Source organism: Pandoraea captiosa, from assembly GCF_902459775.1.
In the GTDB taxonomy this organism is placed as follows: Bacteria; Pseudomonadota; Gammaproteobacteria; order Burkholderiales; family Burkholderiaceae; genus Pandoraea; species Pandoraea captiosa.
Genome location: NZ_CABPSQ010000002.1, coordinates 1 through 17,637 on the forward strand (window position 1 = coordinate 1; position 17,637 = coordinate 17,637).

A 17,637-nucleotide genomic window follows, 5' to 3' on the forward strand; every position below is an offset into this window, starting at 1 on the left:
GAGTTTGCGACGCTCGCTATGACGCAGCACACCCGACGTCTCCACGATGAACGTGCAGATGCCCATCGCCACGAGCAGCCAGCTCGTGAGCGGAAACTTCTGGGTCTGGAGTGCCGCTAGCGTGAGCGCGCCATACGACACGAACTCGCCCTGCGGAATGAAGATGACGCGGGTGACGGAGAACACCAGCACGAGCGCCAATGCCAACAAGGCATAAATCGCACCCGTGGTGATGCCGTCCTGCGCCAGGATGGCTGCAATCGAAAGATCCATGCTCCTCTCACTTCGTTTGAGTACTTCTTGAACCGGCTGGCGAGACAGCCGGTGTGATGCACGGTGCGGCGCGCTGCCGCCCCGTTCCCCTTCACATCGACACACCCGCACATCCCCGTGCGGCAGTGCAGCGAATTATGAATTGTATAAATCGTTATGCATTGGTAAAACCCGGGTGACTACTGAGACGGCGAAGTCCGGTCTCCACTGACCTCGCCATCTCACTCCCTTCTCACTCGCTTCTCATCCCCTTCTTGCCCCCGACCGGCTCAGGCCGCCTTGCGGCGGCGGCGCGGCTTGGTCGGCAGCGATGGCGCTTCGGCCAGCACTTCCGCAGGCAGCGCCTCACGTACGACGTCGAGCAACCGGTAGATTTCGGCGAGTGTGTCGCGCCCGACCTTGTCTTCCAGATAGCGATACCGCTCCTCGACCAGCGGCCCGAGCTTCTTGCACAGGGCACGGCTCGACGGCGTGAGCGACACCATCACCCGGCGCTGATCGGCGGCCACCCGGCGGCGCATGATGAGACCGGACGCCTCCATGCGTTCGAGCATGCCGGAGAGACTGGGGCTCAGAATGCAGCACTCACGCGCGACCTGCCCGATTTCCATTTCCCCGGATTCGCTATCGTTGACGGCCCGTATGACACGCCATTGTTGTTCCGTGATGTCGTAGCAATTGAGCAAGGGGCGAAAAAGCCCCATTACCGCTTCGCGCGATTGCAGCAACACCAGAGATAGGTTGCGGTGTTCGAATTCACCCGTCATGGATTTACGCTCGAAAGGATCGGCCGTTCAGCCCCCCGGCTGCGGCGATCAGGTTGGGACAATGCGGCCTCTCATGTGCCGCTCGCAAATGCATGTCCTGCCGTCTCTTTGCGATGCGCGAAACTACCACGCTTAAAAAAAACGGGCGCGAACGCCCGTTCTTTCGGCCCGGCTGGTCAAACCGGACATCGATACCGCAATGACTTCTGATGTGACAGCGGGGCATGCCTGCATGCTATAGGCAGCCCCGACGCGCATCAGTTCGCCAATTTCCACTTGCCGTCGACGATTTGCACCATCACACGCGAGCGCTGATCCAGACCGTTGTGGTCGTTCTTGCTCATGTTGAAGATACCGGCGGTGCCCGGCATGTCCTTCACGCCTTCCAGCGCGTCGCGCAGGGCTGCGCGGAACTCTGCGGTGCCCGGCTTGGCCTTCTTCAGCGCGACCGGAATCGCCTTTTGCAGCAGCAGACCGCCGTCCCAGGCGTGGCCACCGAAGGTCGAGATCGAGCCGGCGCCATAGGCCTTTTCATAAGCCGCCTTGTAAGCAGCCGCCGACTTCTTCACCGGATTGTCGTTCGGCAGTTGCTCGACGACGAGCAGCGGGCCAGCCGGCAAGTAGGTTCCTTCGCAGTCCTTACCGCAAACGCGCAGGAAGTCGTTGTTCGCCACGCCGTGGGTCTGATACAGCTTGCCCTTGTAGCCGCGCTCCTTGAGCGTGCGTTGCGGCAGTGCTGCCGGCGTGCCCGAACCGGCGATCAGCACGGCGTCCGGGTTCTCGCCCATGATCTTCAGCGCCTGACCGGTGACGGACGTATCTGCGCGATTGAAGCGCTCGTTCGCCACGATCTTGATCTTGTTCAGGTCTGCGGCCTTCTGGAACTCCTTGTACCAGCCTTCGCCGTAGGCATCCGAGAAGCCGATGAATGCGGCCGTTTTCACGCCGCTGTCAGCCATGTGCTTCGCGATAGCGGTCGCCATCAGAATGTCGTTTTGCGGGGTCTTGAAGGCCCACGTGCGCTTGGCGTCCATCGGTTCGACGATAGCGGCACCGGCGGCCATCGAAATCACCGGGGTCTGCGTCTCCGCCGCCACGTCGACCATGGCCAGCGAGTTCGGCGTGACGGTCGAGCCGAGCACGGCGTCGACATGGTCTTCGCTGATCAGCTTGCGCATGTTCTTGACGGCCGTCGTCGTGTCGGTCGCGTCGTCCAGCACGATGTACTGCACCGATTGGCCGTCGATCGTCTTCGGCATCAGCGCAATCGTGTTCTTCTCGGGGATGCCCAGCGAAGCCGCCGGGCCGGTCGCCGACAGCGACACGCCAATCTTCACCTGAGCGTTCGCAACGCCCGCGACGAGCATCATGGCCGATGCCATGCACAGCAACTTCAGTTTCATTTGGGTCTCCTCACAAAAATTTCGAATTCGTTTTTTTACATTAACCGACCGCGCAGTCGGTAAATCGACGCCCATCTTACGGGCACCGATGCCAGTTCGTAAAGTGCGGTTTCCCCACGTGTGGCATCCACCACAGCGGGCCGCCCCCGATGATGCCCGATCTTGCGTGATCAGCCACGCAAAAAGGCGTCGTAGCCCGTCTTCACGATCAACACCGCGAGCACGCCGAGGAACATGCGCCGCACGAAGCCCACGCCATGCTTGAGCGCGAGACGGCTGCCGACCAGACTGCCCAGGACGTTCATCACCGCCATGCCCGCCCCGACCTGCCACCACACGTGTCCGCCCATGCCGAACAGCAGCAGGGCCGCCAGGTTGGTCGCCACGTTCACGATCTTCGACGACGCGGACGCGTTCACGAAATCCTGACCGAACAGGCGGACAAACAGGAACACCAGGAAGCTGCCCGTGCCCGGGCCGAAGAAACCGTCGTAAAAGCCGATGGCGCCGCCCACGGCGATCGCCATGAGGGTCACCCCGCTGCTGCCCCTCACAGGGGCGTGCACCGTCCCGAAATCCTTCTTGCGCAGCGTGTAGACCGCCACGGCCACCAGCACGAACGGCAACAGCTTGCGCAGCATGTCGGCTGGCACGTGCGTGACGGCATAGGCACCGCAGAAAGAGAAGACGAATGCCGCGAGCGTGGCGGGCAGAAGGATGGCCCAGCGCAGTTGAATGCCGCGCGCATAACGCAGCGCGGCAGAGGCCGTGCCCCAGATACCCGCCATCTTGTTGGTGCCGAACAGCAGCGGCGGCGCGGCATTGGGAAAGACGGCGAACAGCGTCGGCACAGCAATCAGCCCGCCACCACCGACCACGGCATCGACCAGACCGGCCAGAAATGCGCCACCGGCGAGCATCAGCAAATCGGTCAGCGCCCAACTCGTCAACATACATTCCCCATACAAGGCGCTCGCGCCACACAGGCATTTCCGCACATTGCGGACCGCCAGACGAAAACGGCGAGCATAGCGCTTTTATTGCGCATTGCGCGTACATGAAGGGGTGAATTCTCGCGACATGGCGAAATCGCCGCCCGAATAGACGAATCGGCGCGGCAACGATGCGAGTTTGACGGGGAAATGCGAGCGAACCGTATGGGGCAGCGTGATCGCAGAAATGGCGAATATGGCGGAAACTGCGGAAATTGCGGGACGCCGGTCGGTCGGCATGTGATCGCTTCGCCGGGTGCGAAGGTACGAAGGTACGAAGGCGCGAAGCACAATATAAAAAGCGCTGTTGGAGTCTGCTCCAACAGCGCTTTCTTTTTTGGCGGTGCGCGTTATCGCGCTTGTTGTCTCCTCGTTCCTCGCCCCTATATCCTGCCGTGACGCGAACTGAGAGAGAGAATAAAGGAGCACCCAATGCACCACAAGTCAGCATTTACCCCTACAAATTAGGTTTTTTCTGACATTCGTGCGCCAGGGTGATGAGCGGATGCCCCACACCGGTGCATCCGCCATGCGTCAGCGCCTGCCCGGACATCCCCCCATCTCCCCTCTGCCCCGTTTCGCCGGGCGCTTGCGGCGTTGTTCGAACGCCGATGCCATGCCTACGACTGCTGCGACATCGTCCGGAAAAACCGGCTGCGCGCCGTAAGCTCACCGACCAGCCCGCGCCGGAACGAGAGCACACAGATGATGAAGATCGCACCGATCACGATGGTGACCGACTCGCCGAGCGTCTGGAACCACGTGACACCGGTGGCCGTTGCAAGCCAGGAGCCGATATCGCCGAGCTTGTTTTCCAGCACGATGATCACCACCGCCCCCACGACCGGTCCGAGCATCGTCCCGAGACCGCCGACAAGGGTCATCAGAATCACCATGCCCGACATCGTCCAGTGAACGTCGGTGAGCGTCTCGAAGCCGAGCACGACCGTCTTGGTCGAGCCCGCGAGCGCGGCCAGCGTGGCCGAGAGCACGAAGGCGAGCAGCTTGAACCGATCGACGTCGTACCCCAGCGAGATGGCGCGCGGCTCGTTTTCCTTGATCGCCTTGAGCACCTGACCGAACGGCGAATGCACGATACGCATGATGAGCAGGAACCCCGCCGCGCAGATCGCAAGCACCACGTAATACAGCGTGAGATCCGAGTCGAGCGGCAGCACGCCGAAAAGTGAGCCGCGCGGCACACCTTGCAGGCCATCTTCGCCGCCGGTGAACGGCGCTTGCAGACAGAAGAAATAAAGCATCTGTGCGAGCGCCAGCGTAATCATCGCGAAGTAAATGCCCTGGCGGCGAATCGCGAGCAAGCCGATCACCAGCCCCAGGACAGCGCCCGCGATCACGCCCGCCAGAATCCCGACTTCCGGCGTGAATCCAAGATTGCGAATCGCGTACCCCGTGATGTAACCGGCGCTACCGAAAAACGCCGCATGTCCGAACGACAGCAGCCCGGTAAAGCCCAGCAGCAGATTGAACGCGCACGCGAAGAGCGCAAAGCACAGCACCTTCATGACGAAGACCGGATACGCGCCGGCGAACGGCGCGACGATCAGCGCAAGAAGCAGCAGGGAATACAGCACGCGTTGTGGCATCTGTTGTTGCATTGTTCCGCCCCTTACTTTTGTTTGCCGAACAGCCCAGCCGGGCGCAGCAGCAACACGATCACCATGATGAAGAACACCACGGTCGCCGAGGCTTCCGGGTAGAACACCTTGGTGAAACCTTCGATCACACCGAGCATCAGCCCCGTGACGATCGAGCCCATGATCGAGCCCATGCCACCGATCACGACCACCGCAAACACGGTGATGATCATCGATTGCCCCATCAACGGCGAAATCTGGATGACCGGTGCAGCCAGCACGCCGGCGAACGCGGCGAGCGCAACACCGAAGCCATACGTGAGCGTGATCATGAGGGGGACGTTCACGCCGAACGCTTCCACGAGCTTCGGATTTTCCGTGCCTGCCCGCAGATACGCACCGATCTTCGTCTTCTCGATGATGAACCACGTCACGAAGCAGATGACGAGCGACGCCACCACCACCCAGGCGCGATAGTTCGGCATGAACATGAAGCCGAGGTTGGTTGCGCCGGACAGCGCTTCAGGCGCATCGAACGGCTGGCCGGACACGCCGTAGATCGAGCGGAACACGCCTTCGAGCACGAGCGTGATGCCGAACGTCAGCAAAAGACCGTACAAATGATCGAGCTTGTAGATCCAGCGCAGCATGGTGCGCTCGATCACGATGCCGATGACACCCACGACAACGGGGGCGAGAATCAGCATGACCCAGTAATTGAGGCCGAGATAGTTGCCGCCCATCCAGGCGAGCATGGCACCCAGCATGAACAACGCGCCGTGCGCGAAATTGATCACGTTGAGCAGACCGAAAATCACTGCCAGGCCGAGACTCAGCATGGCGTAGAACGAGCCGTTCACGAGTCCCAGCAGCAGTTGGCTCAACAGCGCTGGCAGGGGGATGCCGAGGAATTCCATCGAAATCGATTCTCTGGGAGAAAGGTCGCGACGGGACACGCGTCCCGCCGCTATCAGTGCATCGCTTACGTGTTTTTGCTAAACGCTGACGCTACTGCGCTTACTTGAGCTTGCAGGTCGATTCGGCTTCGGTAGTGAAGGCCTTGTCGCCCGGAATCGTGGCGACCACCTTGTAGTAGTCCCACGGCTCCTTCGATTCCTTCTTCGACTTGACCTGCATCAGGTACATGTCGTGGACCATCGTGCCGTCCTTGCGGATGTAACCCTTGCTGAACATGTCATCGATCTTGATCTTGCGAAGCTGCTCCATGACCTTGTCGGCATCCGTGGTGCCGGCCGCCTGAACGGCCTTCAGGTAAGTGGTCGTGGCCGAGTAGTCACCGGCTTGCAGGCTCGACGGCATCTTCTTCATCTTGTCGAAGTAACGCTTGGCGAAAGCGCGCGTCTTCTCGTCCTTGTCCCAGTACCAGCTGTCGGTCAGGTACATGCCTTCGGTGTTGTCCAGACCCAGCGAGTGAATGTCGTTGATGAACACCAGCAGGCCGGCGATCTGCATCTTGCCCTTGATCCCGAATTCCTTCGCCGCCTTAATCGCGTTGATCGTGTCGCCGCCGGCGTTGGCCAGGCCGAGCACCTGCGCCTTGGAGTTACCGGCCTGCAGCAGATACGACGAGAAGTCCGACGCCGAGAGCGGGTGGCGCACCTGCCCCACCACCGTGCCGCCGTTGGCCTTGACCACGTCGGCCGTCGACTTCTCGAGCGCATGACCGAACGCGTAGTCGGCCGTCAGGAAGAACCACGATTTGCCGCCCGCCTTCACCACGGCCGAGCCCGTGCCGCGCGCGAGCGCCACGGTGTCATAGGCGTAGTGCACGCCGTACGGTTGGCACTGGTCGTTGGTCAGCGCGTCGGAGCCTGCGCCCACGTTGATGTAGACCTTCTTCTTCTCGGCCGAGACCTTGTTCATCGCAAGGCCGGTGCCTGAGTTGGTGCCGCCGATGAGCATGTCCACGCCGCCGCGGTCGAACCATTCGCGCGCCTTCGACGCCGCGACGTCCGCCTTGTTCTGGTGGTCGGCCGTCACCAGTTCGACCGGCTTGCCGAGCACCTTGCCGCCGAAGTCGGCAATCGCCATCTTGATGGCTTCCGCGCCGCCCTGACCGTCGATGTCGGTGTACAGGCCCGACATATCGGTGATGAAACCGATCTTCACCGTGTTGCCATCGGCATGGGCCTGCGAGGCCATTGCCGCAAAACCGAACGCAGCCGCAACGGCCAACGCCTTCATTCGCATCGTCATCTTCGTCTCCTTCGTGGATTTGATCGCCTGGGTCCATCGCCCGGCACGCGAACGCACCGGGTAGCTCACCTCATACGCCCAACAATTCGTGCAGCACCGGCATCTTCGTCTCCAGCTCCGGAGCGCCGAAGCGCTCCACGATCTTGCCGTGCTCCATCACATAGAAGCGATCGGCCAGCGGAGCCGCAAAACGGAAATTCTGTTCCACCATCACGATGGTGTAGCCACGCGCCTTGAGCGTGGTGATCATGCGGGCCAATGTCTGCACGATCACCGGCGCAAGGCCTTCGGAGATTTCGTCGAGCAACAGCAGGTTCGCGCCGGTGCGCAAAATGCGCGCTACGGCCAGCATCTGTTGCTCGCCGCCGGACAGGCGCGTGCCCTGGCTGTGGCGTCGCTCCTTGAGGTTCGGGAACATGTCGTAAATTTCTTCGAGCGACATGCCACGCCCGCCATCTTCGCGACGATTGCCGCTCATGCCGATATACGGCGGCAGCAACAGATTCTCTTCGCATGACAGGCTCGCGAAGATGCCGCGCTCCTCGGGGCAATACCCCACGCCGTGGTGCGCGACCTTGTACGTCGGAAGATGAATGGTCTCTTCCCCCGCGATACGGATCGAGCCCTGACGCTGCCCCGTGAGTCCCATGATCGCGCGCAGCGTGGTCGTGCGCCCCGCCCCGTTGCGACCGAGCAGCGTAACGACTTCGCCACGCCCGACCGTCAGATCCACCCCGTGCAGAATGTGCGACTCGCCGTACCAGGCCTGAAGTCCTTCGACTTCCAGTGCGGGCACGCCTGCCCCGCCCTTGCCACGCTCGCCACCCTGGTTACCACCGTTTCCGTACATAGACGTCCTCACCCGTGGGCTCCCTGCAATTCGCCGTCCGCTGTGCCCATATAGGCTTCCATCACCTGCGGATTCTTCGAGACTTCGTGATACGGCCCTTCGGCAAGCACTTCGCCGCGCTGAAGCACGGTGATCGTGTCGGAGATGCCGGCGATCACGTTCATGTTGTGCTCGACCATCAGAATCGTGCGGCCCGCCGACACCTTCTTGATGAGCGCGGTGACACGATCGACGTCTTCGTGCCCCATGCCTTGCGTGGGCTCGTCGAGCAACATTAGTTCGGGTTCCATAGCAAGTGTGGTCGCGATTTCGAGCGCGCGCTTGCGGCCGTATGGCAGCTCCACGGTAAGCGTATGGGCGAATTCGGTAAGGCCGACTTCCGCGAGCAGTTCCATCGCACGGGCGTCGAGTTGGCGCAGCGTGCGGCTGCTGCTCCAGAAGTGGAACGCGGTGCCGAGGTTGCGTTGCAAACCGATGCGCACGTTCTCGAGCACGCTCAGGTGCGGAAACACGGCGGAGATCTGGAACGAGCGGATGATGCCGCGGCGTGCGATTTGCGCGGGTGCTTCGCGGGTGATGTCTTCACCGTTGAACGTAATGGTCCCGGCGCTGGGCACGAGGAATTTCGTGAGCAGGTTGAAGCAGGTGGTCTTGCCGGCGCCGTTCGGGCCGATGAGGGCATGGATGGTGCCGCGCGCGACGCGCAGGTCAACCCCATTGACGGCGGTGAAGCCGCGGAACTCCTTCGTGAGTCCGCGGGTTTCGAGAATGAAATCGTTGTTCGCCATGTCTCCTGCCACATTCCTGGTTGGCGGTGCGAAGCAAAAGGCTTGGGCACCATCGTCTGTGACAACCGCAAGGCAGGCAGATGACGCACGGGTTGGCGTCGTCGGCAGAGTGCCCCGCGTCCTTTGAAGGACGCCGAATTCTTGGTTCGGTCGCCTATAAGGAATCGTTATTGTGTGTGGTTTGTTGCAACGCGATCATTGGGATTTGCACTAGGCTTCGCATCCGTCGAAACACGCATGCTCACACGTGTTGCAGAACGTTCGGTCACATGGACCGACAGCACGCCGCGCCCTAGTGCGACAAGGCTTTTGCGGCACACGCAAATGCACGTCCGATAGCCGATTTCGATCAGCCATCGTCGCGCACCTCCGCATACATTAGGTATTACTACGTAAGTTTTGGGGGAAGCCACAGAAAACCGCGTGAAGCGGAACGTCGTGGCCATGCAGCGCACTTTTGGGATTTCGGTCGTTTTTTCGGCCGCAGACTCACGAAGCCGTCAGTGCAGATGAGAAATCAGAATATCTCCAAACCCGCCATCCATTCCCCATGTGACGATGTTTGGGTGCCCCGTCGGGAGCCCGCGATGGTCCGCCTTGCGACCGAAAGCATGGTGTGACGGATCGCCCCACGGACACGATATCGGCCAAATATTGAAGGGAGAGTCAACGTTATGATGCCGGACGTCACGCATATTTCCGAGGGTATTTACGCGAACATTCCTACCGAAGATGTCGTCGGATACCTTCGCCGCCCAGGATCGGTTCTCGCGTGGGCTATCGATGGCGCATCAACGCTCTCGGAATCGCCATTCACCACGTTTGACGATATTTCAGACGCTGGTTGGTTCGCGCGAAAGGTGGCCGACGCACTTTCGAACATGGCTGATTCCGCCTTCATGCCGTCAAGATTGCACCAGGAGCTAATTTCGATAAAGCAGGCGTACTTTAGCGCTTCAGGATCGAAGCGCCCGGTGCATGAGTGGCCTGTAGCCGCCGCGACGATTGTGGAGATGGATGTGGTCTCCTCATCGAGGGTCGCGGTCTCAATTTATCGTTACGCCGATTGCTTCGAACTATTGCATGAAGGTCCAATTCCGTTGGACACCGACCTCAGAGCGCCCTTGTCAGTACCTCGGACTTACGATCCGTGGAAACCTCACTCCGGGTTCACCGGCGACCGACTTTCGCAGCTACAGGCAAGACGCTGCGAGCAGCAACGCAACGAACTGAGTTCAGCCCTCACGCTGAACCCGGTAAGCGCCTTCAATGCCAAGAAACTCCAAACGTCTCTCCATACGCCTGCACAGATCTTGGTGGGAACGGATGGCCTGTCGCGAGCGTGGGACACCTATGGGTTAATGACGTCCGCGCAAGCGCTGAGATTAGCAACCCAGTCTGGACTTGGTGCGTTGCTGCACGCCGTTCGGCACCACGAAGCGACGCTTGCCAGTAACACGGACCGCAAGCGTCGAGATGATGCGAGCGGCATTCTCCTTACGTTCCCGTAGCAATCCCCTCGCACAAAGATCAAGTCGTCATCCCCTTCAAGACTCGTCTGATTGAAGCGGCGCTCCTTACCGCAGGGAGCAAGCCATGCTGACGCCCACCGTCCCAGAAAATCGCTGTCCCTCCCTTAGCGTCATTTCCCCGCCTTGCGTGCCGCGCGAATCATGTCGCTGGCGCGCTCGGCGATCATGATCGTCGGGGAGTTGGTGTTGCCCGACGTGATCGTCGGCATGACGGAGGCATCCACCACACGCAAACCTTGCACGCCGCGCACGCGCAGTTGGGCGTCGACGACGGCATTCGCATCGTCGTCGCGTCCCATGCGGCACGTGCCGACGGGATGGAAGATCGTCGTGCCGATGTCGCCCGCTGCGCGCTTCAGATCGTCGTCCGTCTGATACGACGGCCCGGGGAGATACTCGCGCGGCTCGTATCGCGCGAATGCCGGCGCCCCCACGATACGGCGCGTGAGCTTGATGGCGTCCGCCGCAACTCGCAAGTCCTCGTCCGTGGACAGATAATGCGGCGCGATATTCGGTGCGACCCGCACATCGGGCGACGTCAGATGCACATTGCCGCGCGAAGTCGGTCGCAGATTGCACACCGATGCCGTGAACGCATTGAACTTGTGTAGCGGATCGCCGAACTTCTCCAGCGACAACGGCTGCACGTGGTACTCCAGATCAGGACGCGCCACATCGTCGCGACTGCGCGCAAACGCACCGAGCTGCGATGGCGCCATACTCATCGGCCCGCGCTGCGTGAACGCATACTGCATGCCGATCGTCAGCTTGCCGATCAGACTGTTCGCCGACAGGTTGAGCGTCTTCGCACCGCGCAGCTTATACACCGTGCGCAATTGCAGGTGGTCCTGCAAGTTCTCTCCTACGCCCGGCACATGCGACACCACGTCGATGCCGAAGCCCCGCAGCCGTTCGCCGTCGCCAATGCCCGAGACTTCGAGCAGATGCGGCGAATTCACCGCCCCCGCCGCAAGAAGGGTCTCGACGTTCGCGAGCGCCGTGAAATCCTCGTTCCCGCCGCGATACGCCACACCGGTGCAACGCGTGCCGTCGAACAGCAAACGACTGACACTCGCCCCCGTGATGACCGTGAGATTCGGGCGTTGCGACGCGGGCCGCAGAAAACCCTTCGCGGCGCTCCATCGCACGCCGCGTCGCTGATTCACTTCGAAGTAGCCAATGCCGAAGTTATCGCCGCGATTGAAGTCATCGGTTTTCGGAATGCCGATCTGCTCGGCAGCATCGGCAAACGAATCGAGCACGCGCCACGACAGACGCTGCTTCTCGACGCGCCACTCGCCACCGCTGCCATGAAATTCCGAGCCACCCTTGTAGTGGTCTTCGCTGCGCTTGAATAGCGGCAGCACATTGTCCCAACGCCAGCCGTCGTCGCCAGTGGCGTCGGCCCAAAGGTCGTAATCCTCGCGCTGGCCGCGCATGTAGATCATGCCGTTGATCGACGAACTGCCACCGAGCACGCGCCCGCGCGGATAAGCGAGCGAGCGTCCGTTCAAACCGGCTTCCGCCTGCGTGCGAAATAGCCAGTCGGTGCGCGGGTTGCCGATGCAATACAGATAACCCACGGGGATGTGAATCCAGTGATAGTCGTCCTTGCCGCCCGCTTCGAGCAACAGCACGGAGACGTCCGGGTCCTGCGTGAGACGGTTTGCCAGCACACACCCGGCCGAGCCGGCCCCCACGATGATGTAATCGAATCGCTCTTGCTGGTCGGTTCGCTGCTGCCCCTGCTTGCTCATTCCCGCTCGTCTCCGTCGATGGCGCGGCACTCGCCATGGTGCGGTGCCGGCCCTGATGCGGCACCCGACTGAGGTGGACTGTCACCCCACGCGTCGGGTTCATTTTTGTCGTGACGCCGTCAACGCAACGTTGGACGGTCGAATGCCCGGTATCCCATCAGAATTACTCATGTTTATCGCGTTCGTTGCATCGAACCGGATGACGTCGTCGATGCCACAAGCCTGCCAACATGCACTAGCGCCCGGACAAGCCAACCAATGCGCCCCGGCCCTGCCCGCGCTGCAAGGTGTGCATAGCGTACTGCCGCGCCGCGCGCCAAGCCAATGAGAAATTATCAAAAGCAATATAAGATTCCCTTATGTTGCCGGTCGCCGCCCACTTTCCGTCCCTCGCGCCATGGAACTCGCCCATCTTCGTGCCTTCGTCGCCATCGCCCGAGAAGGCAATCTCACCCGCGCCGCGCAACGGCTGCATCTGACACAACCCGCCGTCAGCCTTCAGGTCAAGGCGTTGCAGGAGACGCTGCGTCTCACGCTCTTCACCCGCACGGCGCATGGGCTCACGCTTACACGCGACGCGCAGGCGCTCCTGCCACTGGCCGAACGCATGCTCTCGGCACTAGCCGACTTTCAGCAGGCCGCGGGCGCCCTGCGCGACACGGTACGCGGACGCCTTCGCATCGGCACGATTCTCGATCCCGAATTCACGCGACTGGGCGCATTCCTGAAGCGCCTGGTGGAGTCGTATCCGCAGATCGAAACCGCCTTGCGCCACAGCATGTCGGGCGATGTGCTGCAACGCCTGGAACGAAGCGAACTGGACGTCGGGTTCTACATCGGCCAGCCGGATCCGGGGAAATTCCACGCGATCACGCTCACGCCGTTCTCGTACCAGGTGCTGGCCCCGGCCGGATGGCGCGAGCGGGTCGCCCGGCGCGGCTGGCGCGAACTCGCGGCGTTGCCGTGGATCTGGACACCGCCGGAGTCCGCCCATCATCGCCTGCTGTGCGCCGCCTTCGGCGAGGTCGGTGTCTCCCCGCTGAAGGTTGCGGAAGTCGATCAGGAGCCATCCATGCTCGATCTGGTCAAGTCGGGTATCGGGCTGTCGCTGGTTCGCGACTCCATCGCGCTGCGCGAGGCGCGCGCGCACGGTCTGGTGATCGCCGACGCCGTGTCGGTGCCCACCGAGCTCGCCTTCGTTACGCTCGCCTCGCGGCGCGACGAAGCCGCCATCGCCGCCGCGTTGCAGCTCGTGGCGAGCGTCTGGGCCTGATCGCCGGAAATCCTGCCGCCGGCAGCCGGTGGCGGGCGGGGCCCTCCCGCACGCCTTTCGGACACCCGGCCCGACACCCTCGCATCGCAAATCGGGCGCATAATCCGTGCCTGCATGCGTATATGCCTGCTCAGGCCTTCGCTTCACGACATTCGAAAAGGCCGTGTCCCTCGCAAATCATTCCCGTGGCATGGCGCGTCCGCCTGCGACCTGCCGTGTCAGATCTCTTTCAACGATCTAGAATTTAAGTCTGTCTTCAAGGAGTCGACCATGTCCGATGTGCGAATGGAACGCGATACTTTCGGTGAAATTGCCGTGCCTGCCGATCGTCTGTGGGGTGCCCAAACGCAGCGCTCGCTGCTGAACTTCAAGATTTCCACCGAGAAGATGCCACGCGAACTCGTGCGGGCGCTCGCGCGTGTGAAACGTGCCGCTGCCGAGGTCAACAAGGATCTGGGCGTGCTCGACGCCAAGAAGGCAGACGCCATCATCAAGGCCGCCGACGAAGTCATCGCCGGCCAGCATGACGAGGAATTCCCGCTCGCCGTGTGGCAAACGGGCTCGGGCACGCAGTCGAACATGAACATGAACGAAGTGCTCGCGAACCGCGCCAGCGAACTGCTCGGCGGCGTGCGCGGCGAAGAGCGACTCGTGCATCCGAACGACGACGTGAACAAGGGACAGTCGTCCAACGACGTGTTCCCGACCGCCATGAGCGTGGCCGCGCTCGACGCCCTCGTGAATCACCTAAAGCCCAGTGTCGGCCAGCTGCGCGACACGCTTCACGCCAAGGCGCGCGCCTACGACGACATCGTCAAGATCGGGCGCACGCACTTGCAGGACGCCACGCCGCTCACGCTCGGTCAGGAAATTTCCGGCTGGGTCGCACAGATCGATCATGGCCTCCGGCATGTGGACGACGCGCTGCCGCACGTGGCCGAACTCGCGCTCGGCGGCACTGCAGTGGGCACCGGCCTGAACGCGCACCCGGAATTCGCGAAGAAGGTTGCCGACACGCTCGCGCGCGACACCGGCCTGCCGTTTGTCACGGCCCCGAACAAGTTCGAAGCGCTCGCCGCGAACGACGCCATCGTGCATGCGCACGGCACGCTCAAGACGCTCGCCGCCAGCTTCATGAAGATCGCCAACGACGTGCGCTGGCTCGCCAGCGGCCCGCGTTGCGGCATCGGCGAGTTGCAGATTCCGGAGAACGAACCGGGCAGCTCCATCATGCCGGGCAAGGTCAACCCGACTCAGTGCGAAGCGATGACGATGCTCTGTGCCCAGGTGCTGGGTAACGACGTCGCCATCAACGTCGGCGGCTCGATGGGCAATTTCGAGCTGAACGTGTTCAAGCCGCTGCTCATTCACAACTTCCTGCAAAGCGTGCGCGTGCTGGCCGACGGCGCGGTGAGTTTCAACGACAACTGCGCCATCGGCATCGAACCGAATCGCGCGCGCATCGCCTCGCTGCTCGATGAGTCGCTCATGCTCGTGACCGCGCTCAATCCGCACATCGGTTACGACAAGGCTGCGCAGATCGCGAAGAAGGCCCACAAGGAAGGCACCACGCTCAAGGCGGCCGCCCTCGCGCTGGGTCACGTCACGGCCGAGCAGTTCGACGCGTGGGTGCGCCCGGAGCAAATGGTCGGCAAGCGCTGAGCGCCCTCCCGTCGCACCGTTACAACGTTACACCGTCACTGCGCATGCCGATCTCGCCCCTGCCGCCGCTGCATTGTCTGATTGCTTTCGACGCCGCCGTGCGGCATTCGAGCTTCACCCGGGCGGCGGCGGAGCTCAATCTCACGCAAAGCGCAGTGAGCCGCCAGATCGCGCAGCTCGAAGAGTTTCTCGGGCGCGCGCTTTTCACCCGTGAGCATCGCACGCTGCGGTTGACGGTGGCCGGACAACGCTACGCCGAGCAGATCCAGCGTCTGCTCGGCGAATGCGCAGAAGCCACGGCCGACCTCATGAAACGGCGTGGCGACCTGGAACTGACGGTCGCCTGTTCGTCCGGTGTCGCCGTGCTCTGGATGACACCGCAACTCATGCGCTTTCGCGCAGCGCATCCCGACATCAAGATTCGCGTGATCGTGAAAGACGGCATCACGTCGCTCTCTGCGTCCGAGTTCGATCTCGGCGTCTATTACGTACGCAACGATCTGCCGCCCGACTTTGCCGGACGGCGTCTTTTCGACGAGGAAGTCTTCCCCGTCTGCTCGCCCGCCTACCTCGCCGGGCGCAAACTGGCCCCGGCCGATCTCCTCGACGAAACGCTGCTGTTCATCGAGGACGGCCAGCGCAAGTGGATGTCGTGGCCCGACTGGTTCGAGTTGCAGGGCGTAAATACCCCCAAGTTTCCACGAATGGTCAGCGCCAACTACTACCCGCTGCTGGTACAGATGGCCATTGAAGGCGGCGGACTGGTGATGGGCTGGCGACACATGATCGACCCATGCCTCGACGCAGGACTGCTCGTTCGCGCATGCGATGCAACGGCAAGTCTGGGCGGCGGCTACTATCTCGTGTGGCCTGCCGAGCGTCATGAGCATGCCGCAGCGCGAATTTTCCGCAACTGGATTTACTCGGAAACCCGTTTCCCATCATAGGGGTTACGTGAGGTCTCAAAAGTTGCCATGCGCTGTACGCATGGCAACATGCGGAATTATCGCTTTGCCTGTCATTTTGTCTGCACTACTTTCTGTCCTATCCGCACACGTTTGTCGGCGATATTGGCCGAACTTCGCTCGCCAGGCCATGCCGACGAACGTGATCCGACAAAAAAGCAGGCGTATTACCGGCATGACGTGAGTGCAAGACACGCGACGGACGCCACCCATCCTCCGGGAGACCCAGATGCAGGCGTCCTACGCAGTGCCTCAAGACAACATGGCCCGCCAGCGCCGTCACGCGATCGTGGCGACGGTGATCGGTAACGGTCTTGAATGGTTCGACTTCACCGTCTACAGCTTCTTCGCGGCCATTATCGCGAAGCAGTTCTTCCCCACCGGCGACGACCTTTCGTCGTTCCTGCTGGCCGTGGCCACCTTCGGCGTGGGCTTCTTCATGCGCCCGGTCGGCGGCATCGTGCTCGGCATCTACTCCGACCGTGTGGGCCGCAAGGCAGCGCTCTCGCTCACCATTTTGCTGATGGCCGCCGGCACCGCGATGATCGGTCTGGCGCCCACGTACGACCAGATCGGTCTGGCCGCACCGCTGATCATCGTGCTCGCGCGTTTGCTGCAAGGCTTCTCGGCCGGCGGTGAGATGGGCGGCGCGACGGCATTCCTCACGGAATACGCACCGCCGAACCAGCGCGCTTACTACTCGGCATGGATTCAGTCGAGCATCGGCTTCGCCGTGCTGCTGGGCGCCGCCGTGGGCACGTTCGTGACGACCGAACTCGACAAGGCGTCGCTCGAATCGTGGGGCTGGCGTGTGCCGTTCATCGTCGGCATGCTGATTGGTCCGGTCGGTTTCTACATCCGCGCCAAGATCGACGAAACGCCCACGTTCCAGCACGCAGAGAAGTCGGACACGCCGCTGCGCGACGTCTTCTCCCAGTACCCCAAGGAAACGCTCGCGAGCTTCTCGATGGTCGTGTTGTGGACGATCTGCACGTACGTTCTGCTGTTCTACATGCCGACGTATGCCCAGCGCGTGCTGCACCTGCCCGCCTCGAACGGTTTCACCGCCGGCATGGTTGGCGGCGCCATGATCCTCGTGTTCGCACCGATCGTCGGACGCATGGCGGATCGTATCGGCCGCCGTCCGTTCCTGTCGGGTTCGGCGCTGCTGATCCTGTTGCTTGCATGGCCGATGTTCACGTATCTGAACGTCTCCCCCGGCCTGCCCTCGTTGCTCACGTTCCAGATCGTGTTCGGCTTGCTGATCGCCTGCTACACCGGCCCGATCCTCGCCGCCTTCTCGGAGCTGTTCCCGGCCAAGGTGCTCTCGACCGGTCTGTCGGTGGCATACAACTTCGCCGTGACGATCTTCGGCGGATTTGCCGCGCTGATCATCACGTGGCTGATTGCCCGCACGGGCAGCAACATGGCCCCGGCGATCTACGTGATCGTCGCGGCGGCCATCAGCCTGGTCGGCACCCGCTTCGTCAAGCCGCTTCCGAAGGCCTGAGTTTCCCCCCGAACAAGGCGCGCCCCCTCACCCGGCGCGCCTTGTGCTTT

14 protein-coding genes and 1 pseudogene are annotated in these 17,637 nt (G+C 62.0%); 5 read left to right on the forward strand and 10 right to left on the reverse strand.

Going from position 1 to position 17,637, the window contains the following annotated elements:
- The 9 genes and pseudogenes from PCA31118_RS05405 to PCA31118_RS05445 form a co-directional block, all read right to left on the reverse strand.
- Positions 1-273, reverse strand: a pseudogene (locus PCA31118_RS05405) (branched-chain amino acid ABC transporter permease); the annotation flags it as partial.
- A gap of 269 nt (positions 274-542) precedes the next feature.
- Positions 543-1,040, reverse strand: coding sequence for a homoprotocatechuate degradation operon regulator HpaR (gene hpaR / locus PCA31118_RS05410; RefSeq protein WP_150623813.1), 498 nt, complete (start codon positions 1,038-1,040; stop codon positions 543-545).
- A gap of 257 nt (positions 1,041-1,297) precedes the next feature.
- Complete coding sequence (locus tag PCA31118_RS05415; protein ID WP_150623815.1) at positions 1,298-2,443, reverse strand: ABC transporter substrate-binding protein; 1,146 nt, start codon at positions 2,441-2,443, stop codon at positions 1,298-1,300.
- Between the two features lie 170 nt (positions 2,444-2,613).
- A complete protein-coding gene (locus PCA31118_RS05420; protein ID WP_150623817.1) occupies positions 2,614-3,396 on the reverse strand; it encodes a sulfite exporter TauE/SafE family protein in 783 nt (260 codons plus the stop codon).
- A 659-nt stretch (positions 3,397-4,055) separates the two neighbouring features.
- The gene (locus PCA31118_RS05425) at positions 4,056-5,054 is read right to left on the reverse strand and encodes a branched-chain amino acid ABC transporter permease (protein WP_044457506.1); all 999 of its coding nucleotides are present in this window, start codon (positions 5,052-5,054) and stop codon (positions 4,056-4,058) included.
- An 11-nt stretch (positions 5,055-5,065) separates the two neighbouring features.
- Positions 5,066-5,950: a branched-chain amino acid ABC transporter permease gene (locus PCA31118_RS05430; protein ID WP_044457507.1), complete on the reverse strand. Its 885-nt coding sequence runs from the start codon at positions 5,948-5,950 to the stop codon at positions 5,066-5,068.
- A 100-nt stretch (positions 5,951-6,050) separates the two neighbouring features.
- Positions 6,051-7,244: an ABC transporter substrate-binding protein gene (locus PCA31118_RS05435; protein WP_150625125.1), complete on the reverse strand. Its 1,194-nt coding sequence runs from the start codon at positions 7,242-7,244 to the stop codon at positions 6,051-6,053.
- A 76-nt stretch (positions 7,245-7,320) separates the two neighbouring features.
- Positions 7,321-8,100 (reverse strand): ABC transporter ATP-binding protein, encoded by a 780-nt coding sequence (locus PCA31118_RS05440; RefSeq protein ID WP_150623819.1) that lies wholly within the window; start codon positions 8,098-8,100, stop codon positions 7,321-7,323.
- 8 nt (positions 8,101-8,108) lie between these two features.
- On the reverse strand, positions 8,109-8,888 hold the full coding sequence (locus PCA31118_RS05445; RefSeq protein WP_044457509.1) for an ABC transporter ATP-binding protein: 780 nt from the start codon (positions 8,886-8,888) through the stop codon (positions 8,109-8,111).
- A gap of 674 nt (positions 8,889-9,562) precedes the next feature.
- Between PCA31118_RS05445 and PCA31118_RS05450 the strand changes: the two genes are divergently transcribed.
- Entirely contained in the window at positions 9,563-10,399 is an 837-nt protein-coding gene (locus PCA31118_RS05450; RefSeq protein ID WP_150623821.1) for a hypothetical protein, read from the forward strand.
- Positions 10,400-10,530: 131 nt separating this feature from the next.
- Here PCA31118_RS05450 and PCA31118_RS05455 read toward each other — a convergent pair whose 3' ends face one another.
- Positions 10,531-12,177, reverse strand: a complete 1,647-nt coding sequence (locus tag PCA31118_RS05455; protein WP_150623823.1) for a GMC family oxidoreductase — start codon at positions 12,175-12,177, stop codon at positions 10,531-10,533.
- Between the two features lie 397 nt (positions 12,178-12,574).
- Between PCA31118_RS05455 and PCA31118_RS05460 the strand changes: the two genes are divergently transcribed.
- The 4 genes from PCA31118_RS05460 to PCA31118_RS05475 all read left to right on the forward strand — a co-directional run bounded on the left by PCA31118_RS05460 (position 12,575) and on the right by PCA31118_RS05475 (position 17,587).
- On the forward strand, positions 12,575-13,450 hold the full coding sequence (locus tag PCA31118_RS05460) for a LysR family transcriptional regulator (RefSeq protein WP_150623825.1): 876 nt from the start codon (positions 12,575-12,577) through the stop codon (positions 13,448-13,450).
- 270 nt (positions 13,451-13,720) lie between these two features.
- A complete protein-coding gene (gene fumC / locus PCA31118_RS05465; protein ID WP_150623827.1) occupies positions 13,721-15,112 on the forward strand; it encodes a class II fumarate hydratase in 1,392 nt (463 codons plus the stop codon).
- Between the two features lie 44 nt (positions 15,113-15,156).
- The gene (locus tag PCA31118_RS05470; RefSeq protein WP_150623829.1) at positions 15,157-16,059 is read left to right on the forward strand and encodes a LysR substrate-binding domain-containing protein; all 903 of its coding nucleotides are present in this window, start codon (positions 15,157-15,159) and stop codon (positions 16,057-16,059) included.
- Positions 16,060-16,306: 247 nt separating this feature from the next.
- Positions 16,307-17,587 carry an MFS transporter gene (locus PCA31118_RS05475; RefSeq protein WP_150623831.1) on the forward strand — a complete coding sequence of 427 codons (1,281 nt, stop codon included), beginning with the start codon at positions 16,307-16,309 and terminating at the stop codon, positions 17,585-17,587.
- The last annotated feature ends 50 nt before the right edge of the window (positions 17,588-17,637 follow it).

Excerpts from the sequence above, each read along its gene's own strand:
- PCA31118_RS05460 (WP_150623825.1), top strand. The coding sequence starts at position 12,575 with ATGGAACTCGCCCATCTTCGTGCCTTCGTCGCCATCGCCCGAGAAGGC.
- fumC (WP_150623827.1), top strand. The coding sequence starts at position 13,721 with ATGTCCGATGTGCGAATGGAACGCGATACTTTCGGTGAAATTGCCGTG.
- PCA31118_RS05455 (WP_150623823.1), bottom strand. The coding sequence starts at position 12,177 with ATGAGCAAGCAGGGGCAGCAGCGAACCGACCAGCAAGAGCGATTCGAT.
- PCA31118_RS05435 (WP_150625125.1), bottom strand. The coding sequence starts at position 7,244 with ATGCGAATGAAGGCGTTGGCCGTTGCGGCTGCGTTCGGTTTTGCGGCA.
- hpaR (WP_150623813.1), bottom strand. The coding sequence starts at position 1,040 with ATGACGGGTGAATTCGAACACCGCAACCTATCTCTGGTGTTGCTGCAA.
- PCA31118_RS05425 (WP_044457506.1), bottom strand. The coding sequence starts at position 5,054 with ATGCAACAACAGATGCCACAACGCGTGCTGTATTCCCTGCTGCTTCTT.
- PCA31118_RS05475 (WP_150623831.1), top strand. The coding sequence starts at position 16,307 with ATGCAGGCGTCCTACGCAGTGCCTCAAGACAACATGGCCCGCCAGCGC.
- PCA31118_RS05430 (WP_044457507.1), bottom strand. The coding sequence starts at position 5,950 with ATGGAATTCCTCGGCATCCCCCTGCCAGCGCTGTTGAGCCAACTGCTG.
- PCA31118_RS05445 (WP_044457509.1), bottom strand. The coding sequence starts at position 8,888 with ATGGCGAACAACGATTTCATTCTCGAAACCCGCGGACTCACGAAGGAG.
- PCA31118_RS05470 (WP_150623829.1), top strand. The coding sequence starts at position 15,157 with ATGCCGATCTCGCCCCTGCCGCCGCTGCATTGTCTGATTGCTTTCGAC.
- PCA31118_RS05440 (WP_150623819.1), bottom strand. The coding sequence starts at position 8,100 with ATGTACGGAAACGGTGGTAACCAGGGTGGCGAGCGTGGCAAGGGCGGG.
- PCA31118_RS05420 (WP_150623817.1), bottom strand. The coding sequence starts at position 3,396 with ATGTTGACGAGTTGGGCGCTGACCGATTTGCTGATGCTCGCCGGTGGC.
- PCA31118_RS05450 (WP_150623821.1), top strand. The coding sequence starts at position 9,563 with ATGATGCCGGACGTCACGCATATTTCCGAGGGTATTTACGCGAACATT.
- PCA31118_RS05415 (WP_150623815.1), bottom strand. The coding sequence starts at position 2,443 with ATGAAACTGAAGTTGCTGTGCATGGCATCGGCCATGATGCTCGTCGCG.